The 16,594-nt window shown below is 60.0% G+C and carries 14 protein-coding genes, 1 tRNA gene and 1 pseudogene; 9 read left to right on the top strand and 7 right to left on the bottom strand.

Going from position 1 to position 16,594, the window contains the following annotated elements:
* Positions 1-3: 3 nt before the first annotated feature.
* The 3 genes from WT16_RS05360 to WT16_RS05350 all read left to right on the top strand — a co-directional run bounded on the left by WT16_RS05360 (position 4) and on the right by WT16_RS05350 (position 3,648).
* On the top strand, positions 4-1,101 hold the full coding sequence (locus WT16_RS05360) for a DUF1611 domain-containing protein (protein WP_015601017.1): 1,098 nt from the start codon (positions 4-6) through the stop codon (positions 1,099-1,101).
* Complete coding sequence (locus WT16_RS05355; protein ID WP_059931240.1) at positions 1,098-2,429, top strand: ATP-grasp domain-containing protein; 1,332 nt, start codon at positions 1,098-1,100, stop codon at positions 2,427-2,429. Before WT16_RS05360 ends, WT16_RS05355 begins: the two co-directional genes overlap by 4 nt.
* Before the next feature lie 70 nt (positions 2,430-2,499).
* The gene (locus WT16_RS05350; RefSeq protein WP_063532846.1) at positions 2,500-3,648 is read left to right on the top strand and encodes a malic enzyme-like NAD(P)-binding protein; all 1,149 of its coding nucleotides are present in this window, start codon (positions 2,500-2,502) and stop codon (positions 3,646-3,648) included.
* A gap of 67 nt (positions 3,649-3,715) precedes the next feature.
* Here WT16_RS05350 and WT16_RS05345 read toward each other — a convergent pair whose 3' ends face one another.
* On the bottom strand, positions 3,716-4,591 hold the full coding sequence (locus WT16_RS05345; RefSeq protein ID WP_063532845.1) for a LysR substrate-binding domain-containing protein: 876 nt from the start codon (positions 4,589-4,591) through the stop codon (positions 3,716-3,718).
* 191 nt (positions 4,592-4,782) lie between these two features.
* Between WT16_RS05345 and WT16_RS05340 the strand changes: the two genes are divergently transcribed.
* The 3 genes from WT16_RS05340 to WT16_RS05330 all read left to right on the top strand — a co-directional run bounded on the left by WT16_RS05340 (position 4,783) and on the right by WT16_RS05330 (position 7,470).
* The gene (locus WT16_RS05340; protein ID WP_231892029.1) at positions 4,783-5,265 is read left to right on the top strand and encodes a lipocalin-like domain-containing protein; all 483 of its coding nucleotides are present in this window, start codon (positions 4,783-4,785) and stop codon (positions 5,263-5,265) included.
* A 103-nt stretch (positions 5,266-5,368) separates the two neighbouring features.
* On the top strand, positions 5,369-6,307 hold the full coding sequence (locus WT16_RS05335) for an EamA family transporter (RefSeq protein ID WP_009916521.1): 939 nt from the start codon (positions 5,369-5,371) through the stop codon (positions 6,305-6,307).
* A 77-nt stretch (positions 6,308-6,384) separates the two neighbouring features.
* Entirely contained in the window at positions 6,385-7,470 is a 1,086-nt protein-coding gene (locus WT16_RS05330; RefSeq protein ID WP_063532843.1) for an enolase C-terminal domain-like protein, read from the top strand.
* 243 nt (positions 7,471-7,713) lie between these two features.
* Here the strand turns inward: WT16_RS05330 and WT16_RS05325 are convergent, their stop codons facing one another.
* The 3 genes from WT16_RS05325 to WT16_RS05315 form a co-directional block, all read right to left on the bottom strand.
* Positions 7,714-8,112 carry a LuxR C-terminal-related transcriptional regulator gene (locus WT16_RS05325; protein ID WP_230479243.1) on the bottom strand — a complete coding sequence of 133 codons (399 nt, stop codon included), beginning with the start codon at positions 8,110-8,112 and terminating at the stop codon, positions 7,714-7,716.
* A 59-nt stretch (positions 8,113-8,171) separates the two neighbouring features.
* Positions 8,172-9,518, bottom strand: coding sequence for a 3-phosphoshikimate 1-carboxyvinyltransferase (locus tag WT16_RS05320; RefSeq protein ID WP_063532842.1), 1,347 nt, complete (start codon positions 9,516-9,518; stop codon positions 8,172-8,174).
* A gap of 151 nt (positions 9,519-9,669) precedes the next feature.
* Entirely contained in the window at positions 9,670-10,419 is a 750-nt protein-coding gene (locus WT16_RS05315; protein WP_006024676.1) for a hypothetical protein, read from the bottom strand.
* Positions 10,420-11,487: 1,068 nt separating this feature from the next.
* Here WT16_RS05315 and WT16_RS34770 point away from each other — a divergent pair.
* Positions 11,488-11,896, top strand: a pseudogene (locus WT16_RS34770) (IS3 family transposase); the annotation flags it as partial.
* Between the two features lie 406 nt (positions 11,897-12,302).
* Here WT16_RS34770 and WT16_RS30305 read toward each other — a convergent pair.
* The gene (locus tag WT16_RS30305; RefSeq protein WP_231755912.1) at positions 12,303-13,265 is read right to left on the bottom strand and encodes a site-specific DNA-methyltransferase; all 963 of its coding nucleotides are present in this window, start codon (positions 13,263-13,265) and stop codon (positions 12,303-12,305) included.
* Positions 13,266-13,395: 130 nt separating this feature from the next.
* Between WT16_RS30305 and WT16_RS34305 the strand changes: the two genes are divergently transcribed.
* Positions 13,396-13,608 (top strand): helix-turn-helix transcriptional regulator, encoded by a 213-nt coding sequence (locus tag WT16_RS34305; protein WP_061083862.1) that lies wholly within the window; start codon positions 13,396-13,398, stop codon positions 13,606-13,608.
* Positions 13,601-14,188, top strand: coding sequence for a restriction endonuclease (locus tag WT16_RS30300; RefSeq protein ID WP_171845222.1), 588 nt, complete (start codon positions 13,601-13,603; stop codon positions 14,186-14,188). The genes WT16_RS34305 and WT16_RS30300 overlap by 8 nt, the downstream gene beginning before the upstream one ends.
* A gap of 502 nt (positions 14,189-14,690) precedes the next feature.
* Here WT16_RS30300 and WT16_RS05305 read toward each other — a convergent pair.
* Positions 14,691-14,767, bottom strand: a tRNA-Met gene (locus WT16_RS05305).
* Between the two features lie 166 nt (positions 14,768-14,933).
* Positions 14,934-16,592, bottom strand: a complete 1,659-nt coding sequence (locus tag WT16_RS05300; protein WP_015600611.1) for an MFS transporter — start codon at positions 16,590-16,592, stop codon at positions 14,934-14,936.
* Between the last annotated feature and the right edge of the window lie 2 nt (positions 16,593-16,594).

Genomic DNA, 16,594 nt, shown 5'->3' with positions numbered 1-16,594 from the left:
TGGATGCAAACCTTATCTCATGCCGAACTGCTCGCGAAGAAGTGCGTGGTTTTTGCCGAAGGTTGCTTCGGACTGTTCACGAGCAAGGTCGCGGCGTCGTATCTTCGCTACCGGCCCGACCGCTGCCTCGCCGTGATCGATAGCACCCAGGCCGGCAAGCGCGTGGAGGAGGTGATCGGCTACGGCGGCGACATCCCGATCGTGGCGGACATCGAGCGCGCGCTGGAATTCGATCCGGAGGTGCTGTTCATCGGCAAGGGGCTGCATTCCGCGCAATTGCCGCCGGGCTGGAAGGAGCCGATTCGCATCGCGATGCAGCGCGGCCTGCATGTGATCAACAGCATCCATTTCAGACTGCGTACCGATCCCGATCTCGCAAAAGCCGCGGACGAGGCCGGTATCGCGATCTGGGAGACGAAGGAGCCGGTTCCGCTCGAGCTCAACAAGGCGCGCGTGCTCGAGCTGAACTGTTTCGTTGCGCACACGTGCGGCAGCGATTCGAATATCGGGAAAAAGACCACGGCGCTCGAGATTACCCGCGAGGCGAACCGACGGGGTATTCGCACCGGATTCGCGGCGACGGGGCAGACCGGCATGCTGATCTCCGGCACCGGGATCGTCGTCGATTGCATTCCGAGCGATTTCGTCGCCGGCGCCGCGGAACGGGTGGTGCTCGACGCGGCCGTCGGGAACGACTGGGTCGTGCTCGAAGGGCAGGGATCGCTCAATCACATCGGCGCGAGCGGCATTGCGCTCGCGCTGCTGCATGGCGGTTTGCCGCATGCGTTGATCTTTTGCCACCGGCTCGGGCTCGAGCGCACGAAAGTCTGGAATACGAAGATTCGGCCGCTTCCGGAGCTGATCCGTCTGAACGAGGCGCTGACGGTTTTCGAACGGCCAGCGAAGGTCGTGGCGATCAGCGTCAACAGCGCGGGCCTGAGCGACGACGCGTACCGTAGCGAAGTGCGGCGGTTGCAAGAACAGACCGGCTTGCCCGTCGTCGATCCGTGCCGTGACGGAGCTGGCCTGCTCGTCGATGCGCTGCGCGCGTATCAGCAAATGCACGATGCGCGCCGGCCGGTTGGGGAGGCCGCGCAATGAAGGACGCGATCGTCTTGTTGATGCACCAGGGCAATTCGTTTACGCGCGAGCTGAATGCGCTGCTCGCCACGCGCGACATCGCGATCGTCGCGATCAGTTCGCTGCCGCCCGATCAGGATGTGTTCGATCGCAACAAGCCGCTGCTCGACGACTGGGTGCTCGCCGAGCGCGCCGAGCTTGCGCAGGCCGACATCGACGAGGCGGTCCGGACGTTCGAGCGGCGCGGATACCGGCTGCTGGCGGCCATCGCGACTTTCGAGGGCTATCGCTTGCTGATGGCCGATTTGAATCGCGCGCTCGGTACGCGCGATGCGCCGCGCGAGGCGCTGGAGCTCGGGCTCGACAAGTTTCGCTGCCGGGACTTTCTCCGCCGTGCCGGATTGAGCGCTGTCGAGTGCATTCCGCTTGACGCCGACGCCGACGCCGACGGCGACCCGGCGCGGCTCGATCTGGACCCGTCGCGCCGCTGGTTCGTCAAGCCGGTGCGCGGCGCCGCGTCGTTCGGATGCTTCATTCTGGATAGCGCGCGCGATCTCGACGATCTGCCGAGAATGCGCGCGCAGATGCTTGGCGACCGAAAGCTGTCGGCCATCTTCATGGGCAAGTACGGCTTCTTCGCGGAGGAATACGTCGAGGGGCCGGAATTCAGCTTCGAGCTCGTCGCGTCCGGGCAGCCGCGCGTCGTTTGCATTCACGAGAAGGCGCGGGTCGAACGGCGGCGGCGAACGACGCTCGAAAGCATGTCGATTTCGCCGCCGATTTCATTGCCGCGCGACACCTTGCTGGAAGGCGCGCGATTCGTCTGCGAATGCCTGACGCGCATCGGTCTGACGGAGGGCGCGTATCACGTCGAGATGAAGTACTGGGAGGCGAAGCAGCGCTGGGAAATCATCGAGGTCAACCCGCGCATGGGCGGCAGTCTGATCAACGCCAGCACCGAGCGCGTGACCGGCGTGTCGATGCTCGAGATGTGGCTGCGGGCGCTGCTGTTGAAGGACGACGCCGAGCGCGCGGTGCTTCACGCGTTCATCGATCGCGTGTCGCAGCTCGCGCGCCTCGACGATCCCGCCGAGCAGCGGGCCACCGTATTCGTCAGCAAGTACGGTGAAAAAGGCCGCACGATCGAGTCGATCGGCTATGACCCGGCCGGATGCGCGCCCGACTTGATCGAGCTGCACGGCAAGCCGGGGCTCACCCTCGAGGATTCGGATCGAGCGATCTGCGTGATGGACGCGCTCTGGGCAGTCGACAGACAGACGCTCGCGCAATCGGTCGAACTGCTCGAGCGCGAATCAGATGCGCGTTTCCGGATCAGCTATCGCGAATAGCGGATGCCCGCCGGCTTGGCGCCGGAGGGTGCGTTTTTTCTCAATCCAGTCCAAATCCAGTCGAGAGCTCATGCTCATGATCGATCTATCTCATCCGGCGTTTCAGGTGCATCTCGGCGGAAAGCTGCAGGTGACGGGCAGAGTGGGCATCGAGACCCGCGAAGACCTCGCCCGTGTCTATACGCCCGGTTTCGCCCGAGTCGCCGCAGCGATTCATCGCGACCCGGAACTGATCCGGCGCTATACGATTCGCCAGAACACCGTCGCGATCGTGACTGACGGCACGGCCGTATCCGGCATCGGCGACGTCGGGCCGCAGGCCGCGCTTCCGGTGATGGAAGGCAAGTCGCTCGTGTTCCGCCGTTTCGCAGGCATCAACGCGGTGCCGATCTGCGTCGACACGCGTGACAGCGGCGAGATCGTCGATACCGTGGCCCGCATCGCGCCGGCTTTCGGCGCGGTGATGCTCGAGGATATCGCGGCGCCGCGCTGCTTCGAGATCGAGGCGCGGCTCGAGTCGATGCTCGGCATTCCGGTATTGCACGACGATCAGCACGCGACCGCGATTTCGGCGGGTGCCGCGCTCCTCAATGCGCTGAAGCGAATTGGCAAGCGGATCGATGAAATCAAGGTTGTGATGGTGGGGGCAGGAGCGGCCGGCACCGGCTGCGCGAAGCTGTTCAAGCAGCTCGGGGTGGCGCGGCTGATCGCGTGCGACCGCGCCGGCGCGATCCATCGCGAACGGGCCGATCTCAATATCGCGAAGGCGTGGTTTGCCGAGCATACGAACGACGCGTGCGAGACCGGCACGTTGCGCGACCTGCTGGCGGGGGCCGACGTGTTTCTCGGCGTGTCGGGGCCGGGGGTGGTGACGGCGGGTGATATCGGCTCGATGGCGCGCGATCCGATCGTCTTTGCGCTGGCGAATCCAGAGCCGGAAATTCTGCCGGCGGACCTGCGGACGACGTCGGCCATCGTCGCGACGGGCCGCAGCGACCTGCCGAACCAGATCGACGGCGGGCTGGCCTATCCGGGGCTCTTCCGCGGCGTGCTGGACAGCCACGCGCGGGCTTTCACAGACGCGATGAAACTGGCCGCCGTGCACGCGCTGGCAGGCCTCGTCGACGTGGATCAACTCGACGCCGGCTGCATCATTCCGGACATCTTCGACGAGCGGGTCATGCCCGCCGTCGCGGCAGCGGTAGCCGGTGCGGCATGACAGCGCTGCCTGGAACCGGCGCGGCCCGCGCGGACGGCATGGCGGCGGCTTGTCGCCATGCCGGGCGTTACGCTGCAAGATGCTCGGCAGCGCTTTTCAACACGACCTGCTTGAGCTGATCGAGCGCGGGCGACAGCTTCCGGTGGGCACCATGCAGGCAAAGGTCGACCGAAGGCAGTTCCGGGAGGCCGTCCTGCGTGCCGAGCCGCCGCAGCGCGGACGGAATGCCCGTGGCCGTGCGCAGCGTGATGCCGAGGCCCGCGGCGACGCCCGCCCACAGGCTGTTCAGGCTCGCGGTGGTGTAGGCAAGCCGCCACGAGACGTTCGCGTCGTCGAGCGCCTGCACGCCTATGCGGCGGAACAGGCAGGGCGGATTGTAGAGCGCGAGGTCCAGCGGGCCGTCGGGGTTCGAGAGGGGTTCGACGTTCGCCGGACCGATCCACGTCATCGGCAGCCGCGCGACGTGCTCGGCGTCGGGGCGCGTCTGATGATCGAGGGCGAGGACCAGATCGAGCTCCCCTTTGTCGAGACGTTCGAGCAGCAGGCGATTGGGTTCGACCGCAACTTCGACGCGCACGGCGGGATGGGTTTTCTTGAATGCGCCGAGGACGGCGGGCAGCCAGGTTTCCGCGAAATCGCCCGGCAGCCCGAAACGTACGCTGCCTTCGAGCACGGCGCCGCGCACCGAGCGTATGGCTTCGTCGTTGAGGTCGAGAATGCGTTTCGCATAGGAGAGGATCACGTCGCCCGCGTCGGTCAGCACGAGTCCGCGCCCTTGGCGGCGAAACAGCGGCAGGCCGACTTGCTCCTCGAGCTTGCGGATTTGCTGACTGATTGCGGATTGGGATCGGCCGACGCGCTCCGCCGCGCGATTCAGGCTGCCCAATTGATGAGCGGCCAGCAGCGTTCGCATCACATCCATATCGAGATTCGGTGGAGACATGATTCAGTTTTCCCGCAGCGTCGATGCAGAATTATCGCATTTCTTCCTGAACCGTTTGGCTATCATCGAGGCGATGGTTGCGTCTAAAAACGGAAGCCGGTTTTGTGCGAATGAAACATGATTTTTGATTGACTGGATGACGATTCGGGAGTTTGAACATGACAGAAGGGCGAACGCGGATTAAATCGGCAATGGCGCTGGCAATTTCCGCAGGGATATTCGCGACGCCGGCGGCATTCGCCGCGGGCGATTCTGCGGCGTCGCTTGCCGGCACCTGGACCCTTGTCGCAGCGGACGTCGAACATCCGGACGGCACGCGTGCCAGGGATTACGGCACCGTGCCGTCCGGCCTCATGATGATCGATCGCGAGGGACGTTATTCGGTGCAGATATTCAAGGCGGAACGCAAGCGCTTCGTTTCGGGCGACAAGCGCTCGGGAACGGATGCCGAATACAGGGATGCGGTGATGGGATCGAGCACGCACTTCGGCACGATCGAAATCGACCATGCCGCGCACTCGCTGGCTTTTCACGTTCAGCATGCGTCATTTCCGAACTGGGAGGGCGAACGGCAAATGCGCACGTATGAACTGAACGGCGACGAATTGAGCTATCGCGTCGTCGCGCGTCCGAACGGCGATGTGCCGATATCGGTGTGGAAGCGGGCGCAATGAATCCGTTCGCAAGACGCGGGTTTCGTGGTTCGCAAGCATGCGGAACGCGGGCGGGTGTGGCTGTCTGCACGACCCGATCGTCGATCGAGTCATGCGGATAACTATGGAGATGCCGTTGCAAGTCTCGACCGTATGGGAATGGGCGTGGGTGCCTATCGTGCTGTGCGCCGCGTTCGGGCGCACCGTGCGCAATGCCGCGCAGCGCAGCCTGACCGAGCAGGCGGGAACGTTGCCGGCGACGCTGGTGCGCTTTTTGTACGGCTTGCCGTTTTCGCTGCTCTGGGTGCTGCTGTTATGGCGGGCGGCGGGCGGGCTGCCCATCGTCACGCCTGCCTGGGCGGGCTGGTTGACGCTCGGCGCGGTCGCGCAACTGGGCGGCACCGCGTTGCTGCTGATGGCGATGAAGCAGCGAAATTTCGTCGTGTCGGTGGCTTTCTCGAAGACCGAACCGTTGCAAGTGGCGTTGTTCTCGCTGCTGGTCCTGCATGAAGCGCCGAGCCGGATCTCGATGCTCGGCATGCTGATCGCGATGTTCGGCGTGATCCTGCTGACCTGTCCGAAACCTGGGCAGCACGCGGCGGCTGCGAGTGCGGGCGGCCGGCTGGGCCTGTCCGCCGTCTATGGTCTGGGCGCGGGGGCGTCGTTCGCGCTGATGGCGGTCGGCTATCGCGCAGCGGCGCTGCACCAACCGGGCATTACGCCGTGGCTGAACGGCGCATGGGGTGTGCTGTGGGCGCAGTTGATCCAGTCGGTCCTGCTGGGCGGATATCTGGTGCTGACGAATCGCTCGGGGTTGCTCACGATCATTCGGATCTGGCGTTTTTCGCTGACGGTCGGAACGGTCGGCGCGCTCGCGACGATCGGGGAGTTGACCGCGCTCGCGTTGCACGGCGCGGCGGATGTGCGCACGCTCGGGCTGATCGAGGTGCTGTTCAGTTATCTGGTGTCGCGCAAGCTGCTACGCGAAAAACTCGGCGCGTTCGAGCGCTGGGGGCTGACGCTCGTCACCTCCGGGCTCATCGTCGTATGCGCGCAGTTCTGACGGTTCGGGCGGCGGCGCCCGGCGCATGGTGACTCGTCGCCAAGCCGGGGCCGACGCGCAAGACGAGGGAGGGGGGCATGTCGTCTGTATTGACGTTTCGCGAGTTGACGGCCACCGCGGTGCGGTTGCCGATGTCGAACCCCATCCGCACGGCGAGCGGCCTGATCGCGGACGCGCCGTTCGTGTTGATCGACCTGCATACCGAGCAGGGGGTGACGGGCCATGCCTATTTGTTCGTATTCACGCCGATCGTGCTCAAGCCATTGTCGACGCTGATCGCGTCGTTCGGCGAGCTGCTCGAAGGAAAGCGGCTCGCCCCGCTTGATGCGCGCGATCTGCTCGAGTCGTATTTCCATCTGGTCGGCAATACCGGGCTCGTCAGCATGGCGGTGGCCGGCGTCGAGATGGCGCTTTGGGATGCGCACGCCCGCGCGCTCGGCGTGCCGCTCGTCCGTGCACTCGGCGGCGCGCCACAGCCCGTTCCGGCTTATTCGAGCATCGGCATGCTCGGCGTCGACGCTAGCTGCCGGCTCGCGGAGCAATCGCTGGCGCGCGGTTTCCGCGCGATGAAAATCAAGATCGGCTACGTGACGCTCGAACAGGACCTCGAAGTCGTCCGAGCGGTGAAATCCGTGCTCGGAGCGCAGTCGATGCTATGCGTCGACTACAACCAGGGATTGACGCTGGACGAGGCGATTCGCCGTTGCCGCGCGCTCGACGAGTTCGGATTGGGCTGGATCGAGGAGCCGACCCGACAGGATGACTACGCAGGGCATGCGCGCATTGCGCGCGAAACGATCACGCCGATCCAGATGGGCGAGAATTGCTTCGGGACGAGCGAGCTTGCGAAGTGCATTGCCGCCGGCGCATCGGATCTGCTGATGTTCGATCTGATGAAGATCGGCGGCGTGTCGCGCTGGCTGCACGGCGCGGCGTTGGCCGATGCGGCGTCACTGTCGGTCAGTACGCACAATTATCAGGAATTCAGCGCGCACCTGATGGCGGTCACGCCGACCGCGCACTGGTTGCAGTACTACGACTACGCTGATCCCGTGCTTGCCGAGCCGATGCGGATCGTCGACGGGAATGCGCTTCCGGGCGAAACGCCCGGAAGCGGCATCGAATGGGACCAGGCGGCGCTCGCTCGCTATCGGATTGCGTGAATTCCATGCGAGGGGCGGCATCGAGTTCGGGGCGCGCGGCGGGCGATGTCGGATGGCACCCGGTGGACCGCGCGCCGCCGCCTCGTCCCCGCGTGGTCGACGATATGGGAAGTCGAAGCCGGGCTCGGATGATCCGGCCTTTCGGCGGAAGGCCGGGCGATGACTCGGACGAGTCTGTCAGGGTTCGGGGAAATAGGGATGACGGTGTGTACGATTCGCAGACGGCGCAAGCCTCGCGCTCGCTCAGTACACGTTGGTCGATTCTTCACCCATTTTGTCCCGGATGAGATCGATGCCGCGCACGGCCGCCGTGGTGCGGTTCCGGACACCCAGCTTCTTGAACAGCACGCCGATGTGCATCTTGACGGTCACGATTTCGATGCCGAGCAGACGTGCAATGGCCTTGTTCTGGTAGCCCTGGATGATGTAGGTCAGGATTTGTTGCTGCCGGGACGACAGTTTCGGATGAGTCTGGCCGGATTCGCTGTCCAGCGTCGGCTGCGAGGTGGGTTGCCAACGGTGCTTGGGAGACGTACACGAACTTTCCGACGGCATCGCGTGGCGTTGCGATCGGGCGCGGCTGTCGGCTTGCGACGCATGCGTATCGTTGCCGTCGAGTTTGAATCGATTGTCCACGGGCATCTCCGAGGTGGTGGGGAGGAAGTATGACGACGCGTGAGGCGCCGTCCAACAACGTTGATTCAGTCGTCCGCGGCGGCGACGTAGTAGTGGGCCGCGGCGAGACTTTCCACGCCGAGCTTGCGGAATTGGTCGATGAAATCCGGAAACGAGCACGACACGTCGGCATATCCGTCGAGGCTGCAAGCGTTGTCGAAGCGCAAGGCGGCGACGAAAAGCGACATGAAGTTCCGGTGGTCGCCGTTGCTGCTGAGCGAAACGCCGCCCGCGTAGCGATCCCTGCCGCGCGTGACGAAGCCGTCCGTGTGGCCGTCAGGGTGACGAATGATCTCGATATCCGCTCCCAGTTTGCGGACTTCTCCCACCATCGATTCGATGCGTGACGATTTATGAAAGCGAGTGACCGAGCCGCCCCGCACGGTCAGTTTCCCCTTGACGAAGAGACTCAGTGCGACGAGCGTCGGAATGATGTTGGGTCCGCTGCTGACGTCGAATTCGAAATTCCCCTCAAGATCGGCATTCGAGCTGTCCACGTCGAGCATGTGGCCTGACGCATAGCGCAGACGGACGCCGAGCGCCTCGACGATGTCGACGAAGAGTTTTTCTCCTTGCAATGTCTTTTCTTGAATGCCGGCGATCCGATAGACGCCCGGAAAGAGCGCGCAGGCCATCAGAAGGTAGGATAGCGAAGTGAAGTCGGCGTTGATATGCGTGTCGAAGGCCCGGTATCCGCCCGGTGATACGCGGTATGCGGTGTAGTCCGGGCTGGCTTGCACGTCGATTCCGGCGAGTCTCATGAAATCGAGCGTCTGGTCGATATACGACTGGGACAGGACGGGCGGCGTGATCCGGATGTCGACGCCGCGCTGCCCGAGCGGAGTGGTCATCAGCAACGCGGTGACGAACTGTGAGCTGATGTCGCCCGCCAGCGTGCAATGTGAGCCGTCGAGCGCCTTGCCCCAGTTGATCACGGGTGCTTTGCCGTCGTCGCCGAGATAGGTGAAGTTTGCGCCGAGCGCGTGAAGGGCGTCGAACAGCGGCTTCATCACACGCCGGCGCAGCGTTGCATCACCGGTGAGAATCGTCGGAATGCCGCGCATGCTGCTTAACGCCATCATCGTTCGAAACACGAGGCCGGAGCCTTTTGCGTCGATGACGTGAACGTCGGTGCTGAAGCGGCCACCGATACCCGTGATCGTCAGCGTATCGGGGGTTTCGTCGATCGTTGCGCCGAGCTTGCGGCACGCGGCCTTCATCGTTTCCGTTTCGATGCAGCGCAGGTCGTTGTGCACGACCGAGGTGCCGTGGGCGAGACTGGCGGCGACGATTGCGCGCTGGGTCTCCGGTTTCGAGGCGGGAACCCTCATATCCCGCCCCAACGTCTTAATCGGTTCGACACGTAAGTACATACTTCCTCCAATTGATCTGAATTTCACGGATCTTGTAACGAGGAATCGGTTCTGGAAACGCGTACGCGATCCGCCTGCCGGCGCATCGGCAGGCGGAAGGGACGATGCCGACGAACCGGCATCCGGGGCGCGCACTGCCGCCCGGTCGCGGTCAGGCTGCGGACTTCTGCGGCGCCAGCACGGTGTCTTCGTAGATTTCGCGGAAGAACATCGCAAGAATCTCCTGAACGTCATCGATGTACTTGAATACGGCCTCGTAATCGTCTTCGCTGAGGATGAGCTGGTTGAGGATCTTCCACATCTCCATCGAATGATCGTCTCGCGTGTCGACGACGAGATGTGCCTCTTGCCCCTTGATCAGATCGTGACCGAGCGTCGACTGAAGATTCCTCACGATGTCCGGTTGCAGCTTGGCTTGCGTGTATTCGACGAGGTAGTTCGATACCACGGGCGCCATCGGGTGTTCGTGCTCGAGGGTGTAGTAGAAAAAGCCTTCGAAGAGCTTGGTCGACAGATACGGCTCGGTGTTCAGGATTTCCTCGATCGATACGCCGGCTGCCTCGCAATCGCGGATGTAGAGCCTGTCGTGCAGCATTTCGTCGGCTTGATAGTGCGCATAGTCCTGGGCGGCCGACGGCGAAATCTGCGCGATCTTGTAGATGGCCTTGGCTTGGCTCGCGCGCGACAGGCGAATGCGCCACACATGTTCGATCAACGTGCGGCGATAGTAATTCATGTTGATATTCTTGTCTTTCATGTGTGACGCATAGGGAATCGACTGACGCCATTCCTCCATTTTTTTGTCGAGATATCGGTCGATTTTTGTCTTGCGTTCCAGTCCTTCCGATTCGGAGAAGAAAGGTGCGGGATGCATGATGCCGGAATTGCGGACTCGGTTCATTGGATGCCTCCGGTAACGATCGCGAGAAATGAAGCTCGGTGAAATGGACGGGCGGTCGGCGACCGCGCTATTGCGGGAACAACTCGAATGGAGATACCTCGCTCGTAGACGTGTGATCGGTTGGCGTCTCTGGAATCTGCCGGGGAAACCTTGTTTTTAGTGCTTGCTGAATTTGGGTAAGGGCGGGAATCGCCTGATCACGGCGAGTTTGCGCTATCGCTCTTATCTGGTAATAACAGCGAAACCATGAAGGCCATAATATTCATCTAATCGATGGAGTGAAGATATCCGAAGGTATATGGCGTCATGAAATCGAGGAACGCCAATAGATATGGTCAGTAATTTTTTGGGCGGCTATTTGATGGGGAGTGGAATTAAGGCGGAAAATTCCGATCCATTCACTCGTCCTGCACCAGAATGGAGCCTATTTATTGCGATACAGCCAGGCTGATATGCAATATGAGTCGGTGCCGACTGTCCTCACGTCGTTCTGCAGGGATCGGCTATACGGTGTGGTCGCTTCCCAAGGATCGGATGGCCGGGGAGCGTGTCATCGTCGATGGTGGATTTGTCCCCGTACCTCCGGACGCGGCCTTACACTTGAGTCGATGATTCGGTCCTGCGTCGGAACTCGCGTAGCGAGCGATATTTCAATGCGCTATGAGGATGCTGTTCGTTGTAATGCTCGAAGGCAATGGGGCTGGCCCCCGTTTTCCCGGATGCATCAGCTAAGCTGTTGTAATTCGAAGAGGACAAAATGAACAGAACAAGAAGGCACTTCACTGATGAATTTGAGCTAAGCGCGCAGCGGCGCGGCTGTGTAATGAGCTCGGTGCGACCGTCACGCGGAATTGCACGTGACCTGGGCGTCGGCGACAACCCGTTGCGCCGCTGGGTCGGGCTGATGCGAGATGGCGCGATGGGAATGGACGCTAGCAAGCCGTTACGCACGGAAGCGCTCTCGGCAGTCCAGCGCCTACAGCGCGAACTGAAGCGAGTCACGATGGAGCGCGACATTCTAAAAAAGCGCTCGGCTACTTCGCGAAGGGCCCGGAGTGAAGTGCGCGTCGGATGGTTGCAGACGCCTTGCTGATGGCGCACTGGCGACGCGGCCGGCCAGTTGGGCTGATACACCATGACAACCGGTTGAATCCGCCCAGTACATCAGCGAAGACTTCCGGACGCTACTCAGGCAGGAGGGCATTACCTGTGGCATGAGCCGTCGAGGCGATTGTTGGGACACTCGGTCAACGCTGCAATGGAAAGCCTCTTTAGCACCCTGAAGACAGATCGCGTGAACCGAAGCGTCTATCGCGCCCGCGACGAGACACCGGCCAATGTGTTTGACTACATCGAATGCTTCTATAACCCGCACCGTCGACATTCAACGCTGAACTTCCTTGGCCCGGTTCAGTTCGAGCTGTGTATTACGGGGGCTAGTGAATCCGTCCGGGAAAACGGGGGAAGGCCAGCTTGACGAGACTTGCTAGTAGCGCGCTTTGGGTGCTATCGAGAAAGCGGTTCGCTTAGGTCGTATGGACCCCAGTTCTCGGCATGAATTGAGGTGACTTTGAGATGGCGGAGGGGTGTTTCAGCTACTTTTGCGGAGTAAAGAAAAAGGGCTTAGCTAGCACTAAGCCCTTCCAGAATTTGGTGGCGAATCAGGAGTTAGCCCTCACTGCCTCAAAAAACAAGTTGTAAATCAGTGCCTTACTGAGTTCATCTCGTATGGTGGAATGAAAAAGAGGTGCACCATCAGGTACACCTGACACCAATTTATCGTACCGTAGCACGTAGTGCGATGCTGACAGGCAGACTTCTTGAAGAGCCTGCACGGCGATTGAGTGCATAGATAATAAAAAAGCCCCTGAAGGAGCTTTCTCTCATATTAACCAAGGTTGGTGTTCGGTAGTATGAAGATTTCTTGGTTTTCCTGCCATTAGATCTTCATAGGCCGCTTTTATTTTATCTAGTGGCTCGTCTTGCATAAATCGGAATACAGAAGCGGACAGGTATTCTGGTATTTCTTCAAAAGCCAACCAGCGGCGTTCTTCCTGTTCGCATACGAATCCCGTTGTATTCGAGCCAGCAAAAATATCTACGACCAAGTCGTTTGGTTCCGTCAAATAACGAATAAAGAATTCGGGTAGCTTGGCTGGAAATCTTGCTGGGTGAGCTTGAATTCCAATTTCCTTGCAGAGTTTCAAATATTTTGAACTTGCTTCTGAATTGGGAATTTGAAGCAAGTTGGAGGGTATCGCCCCACCGTTGTCTTTGCCAAAGCCAGAGCCAATATCGTGACCTGACGGTCTCTTGGCAGGGGAGTAGTAAGCCTCCGGGTCTTTAATCAGCTTCTTCATCCGTTCTGAATATTCAGTCAGAACCTTAGAAACGTCAGCCTTGGGCCATTCCGTCTTGGAGAACCACCAGACGGTGTTTACAGAATCCTTTGCGCGAATTTTTCGCTTATTTACCCATTCAATGGGTGAGGGTAGCTTGCTTGGATTGAACCAGAAAAATTCTTCTGCAAGGTGAAAGCCAATTTCATCGCAGAATTTAATCAAAGCGCGGTAATTGTAAAGACTACGAACAGGAACACCCTTGCGATATGCTCCGCCAAGGTCAACCACAAATGAACCGTCAGGAGTCAGCTTCTGGAAAACGAGCTTTGCAAACTGAGCCAACCAATCGACATAGTCGACCTCGTCTTTGTTCCCGTACTCTTTTTTTCGTTGCAGCGCGAACGGGGGAGAGGTCAGCACCAGATTGACCGAGTTGTCTGGTAGCTGTGCCAGCATGTCCAGCGAATCAGCAAGGTAGGCCTGTCCCAGCGAAGTGGTGTACAAGGGGGGCTGTTTGAGGGTTGTGAACATCAGTGGCTGAGAGGGGAAACATGAGCAAGGAGAAACTTATAGTCTGTAGACTCAAAGTTGTCAAGTGCTGACACTCGGTGCTTTCCAACATGCACCAATAAGCATGTCAGCCAGACTCATTTTTGCCAAACGAATGAAAGAGGTCAGGATTTCTCAGGGGATTTCCCAGGAAAAGCTGGCCGAGCTCTGCAATCTTCACCGCACCTATGTCAGCTCGGTGGAGCGAGGAGAGCGAAACATCACGGTCGATAACATGGAACGGCTGGCAGTGGCTCTTGGTGTTGATATCAGAGAGCTACTGACGCCAAATGAATAGTCCCGTAGAAGAAGCTGATAAACAGAAATTCGACAGACTTTTCCCATATATTCGAGAATACCAAGCCCTGGCGTCAAAATACAAGATAAACGACATTTTTCAGGACAACGGAGGAAAGTATCTCCAGTTGCTAATGATTCTTGGGCTTAGCACTGACGGGGCTCGGGAAGGGAATGACGCCGTTGATAAAGATGGAAATGAGTATGAAATTAAAACTGTGAATTTGGATTTGCAGCACCAATTCACGACCCACCACCACTTGAATCCTGCTATTATTGAAAAGTATCGCAAAGTGGATTGGTATTTTGCGGCATTCAAGAATATTGAGCTGCAGGTTATTTATCGTTTGAAGCCCAAGCACTTGGAGTTCTATTATTCAAGTTGGGAAAAGAAGTGGCATGATAGGGGAGGGAAAGATATTAATAATCCAAAGATTCCCCTTACTTATGTCATGAGGCATGGTGAGGTGATTTGGCTTCCAGAAGGTTCGGCGGGTTTTGTTCGCCCAAAATTGGTGAAAGATCCCAATAGACCTGTAAAAACGAGGAAGAAAAATGCCATCATCTTGAGTGGGCTGTGAAGAACAAAAAAGCACCTCGAGGGTGCTTTTTTATCGAGTGCTCAGTAAGAATGGTCCGCAGAAACCTTCCGTACTTTGCGTATCAGTAGGAAGCACGGCAATGCGCATACGGTAAAAAATATCAAGAAGAATTTTCCTGGCGCAGTATCGATTGACAAATGCAAGAAGAACATACACAGAATAGCTGCACCTGCCCACCCATATGCCAGCCCAAGGCTCTGGCGGAAGGTTTGGCCGTCGTCCTGAGTAATTCCAACAATGAGTGGGCGGGAAAACCAGCTAATTATCCACAATTTGCATACCCCCTTCTCGTTTGAACTGATCTTGGTCCAAAGGCTGACCCGACAATCTACACCGTTCCGCTGTAGCCGAAGATAGAAGGTAGCGTGTCGTGACTGCGTGAGGTTTGGCAGGTTCATCGTTGGTGGTCAGGTACACCAACAGGTAAACCAGTAAGACAAAGCCCTCTGCAACCTGCTGATTGCAAAGGGCTTTTGAGATTTGGTGGCGAATCAGGGACTCGAACCCCGGACCTGCGGATTATGATTCCGTCGCTCTAACCGACTGAGCTAATTCGCCAACAGAAAACAAATTATGAAGGTCGGCCCAGGGCGTGTCAAGCCCTTTTTGTCGACCTCCTCAAAAAAGTGGAGGGTGTCGCGGCGAGGGCGGGCGCGCTTCGTCATCGTCCGGCCGCGTCCCGCCACTTCACGACGGCACTACCCGCGCCGCGGCCCGCCCTTCCTCAATCCTGCGCGTAAATATTCGAATCCTTGGTTTCCTTCACGAACAGTAGCCCGATCACGAACGTGACGAGCGCGACGCCGATCGGATACCAGAGCCCCGAATAGATGTCGCCATTCGCCGCGACGATCGCGAACGCGGTCGCCGGCAGGAAGCCGCCGAACCAGCCGTTGCCGATGTGATACGGCAGCGACATCGACGTATAGCGGATTCGCGTCGGGAACATCTCGACCAGCATCGCCGCGATCGGCCCGTACACCATCGTCACGTAGATCACGAGAATCGCGAGGATCACCGTCGTCATCGGCCAGTTGAGCTGCGCCGGATCGGCCTTCGCCGGATAGCCCGCCGCCTTCAGCGTCGACGCGAGCGTCTTGTCGAACGCCTTCGCCTTGTCCTTCGCGTCGGCGGCCTTGCCGTCGTACGTGTCGATCGCCGAGTCGCCGATCTTGATCTTCGCGAGCGTGCCAGGCGGCGCGGTGACGTTTTCGTAGTTGAGGCCCGCCTTCGCGAGCGCGCTCTTCGCGATGTCGCACGACGACGTGAACTTCGCGGTGCCCACCGGGTTGAACTGGAACGAGCATTCGCCCGGATTCGCGATCACCGTGATCGGCGCTTTCTGCGTCGCCGCCTCCAGCGCCGGATTCGCGAAGTGCGTAAGCGCCTTGAAGAGCGGGAAGTAGGTGAGCGCGGCAATCAGGCAGCCGGCGAGGATGATCGGCTTGCGACCGATCCTGTCCGACAGCGAGCCGAAGAACACGAAGAACGGCGTGCCGATCAGGAGCGCGAGCGCAATCAGGATGTTCGCGCTCGCGCCGTCGACCTTCAGCGTCTGCGTGAGGAAGAAGAGCGCGTAGAACTGACCCGTGTACCAGACGACCGCTTGGCCAGCCGTCAGCCCGACGAGCGCGAGAATCACGATCTTCAGGTTCTTCCACTGGCCGAACGCTTCCTTGATCGGCGCCTTCGACGTCTTGCCTTCGGCCTTGATCCGCAGGAACACCGGCGATTCGTTCAACTGCAGCCGGATCCACACGGACACGGCGAGCAGCAGGATCGACGCGACGAACGGCACGCGCCAACCCCAGGTGCCGAACGCTTCCTCGCCGATCGCGGTGCGCACGCCGAGGATCACGAGGAGCGACAGGAAGAGGCCGAGCGTCGCGGTCGTCTGGATCCACGCCGTGTAGAAGCCGCGGCGATGCCCGGGCGCGTGCTCGGCGACGTAGGTCGCCGCGCCGCCGTACTCGCCGCCGAGCGCGAGGCCTTGCAGCAGCCGCATCGCGATGAAGATCACGGGCGCGGCGATGCCGATCGATGTGTAGCCCGGCAGGAAGCCGACGACGAAGGTCGAGATCCCCATGATCACGATCGTGATGAGGAACGTGTGCTTGCGGCCGACGAGATCGCCGAGGCGGCCGAACACGATCGCGCCGAACGGCCGGACCGCGAAGCCCGCCGCGAAGCCGAGCAGCGTGAAGATGAACGCCGCGGTCGGATTGACGCCGGAAAAGAAGCTCTTGCTGATGTAGGCCGCGAGCGAGCCGGCCAGGTAGAAGTCGTACCACTCGAACACGGTGCCGAGCGACGATGCGAAGATCACGCGCTTTTCGTCGCCCGTCATCGGCGCGTGCGCAATTTGTCCGCCAACCGTTGCCATGA

The organism is Burkholderia sp. MSMB1589WGS (assembly GCF_001636105.1).
Lineage (GTDB): Bacteria > Pseudomonadota > Gammaproteobacteria > Burkholderiales > Burkholderiaceae > Burkholderia > Burkholderia humptydooensis.
This window is presented reverse-complemented; position numbering and strand designations above follow the sequence as displayed.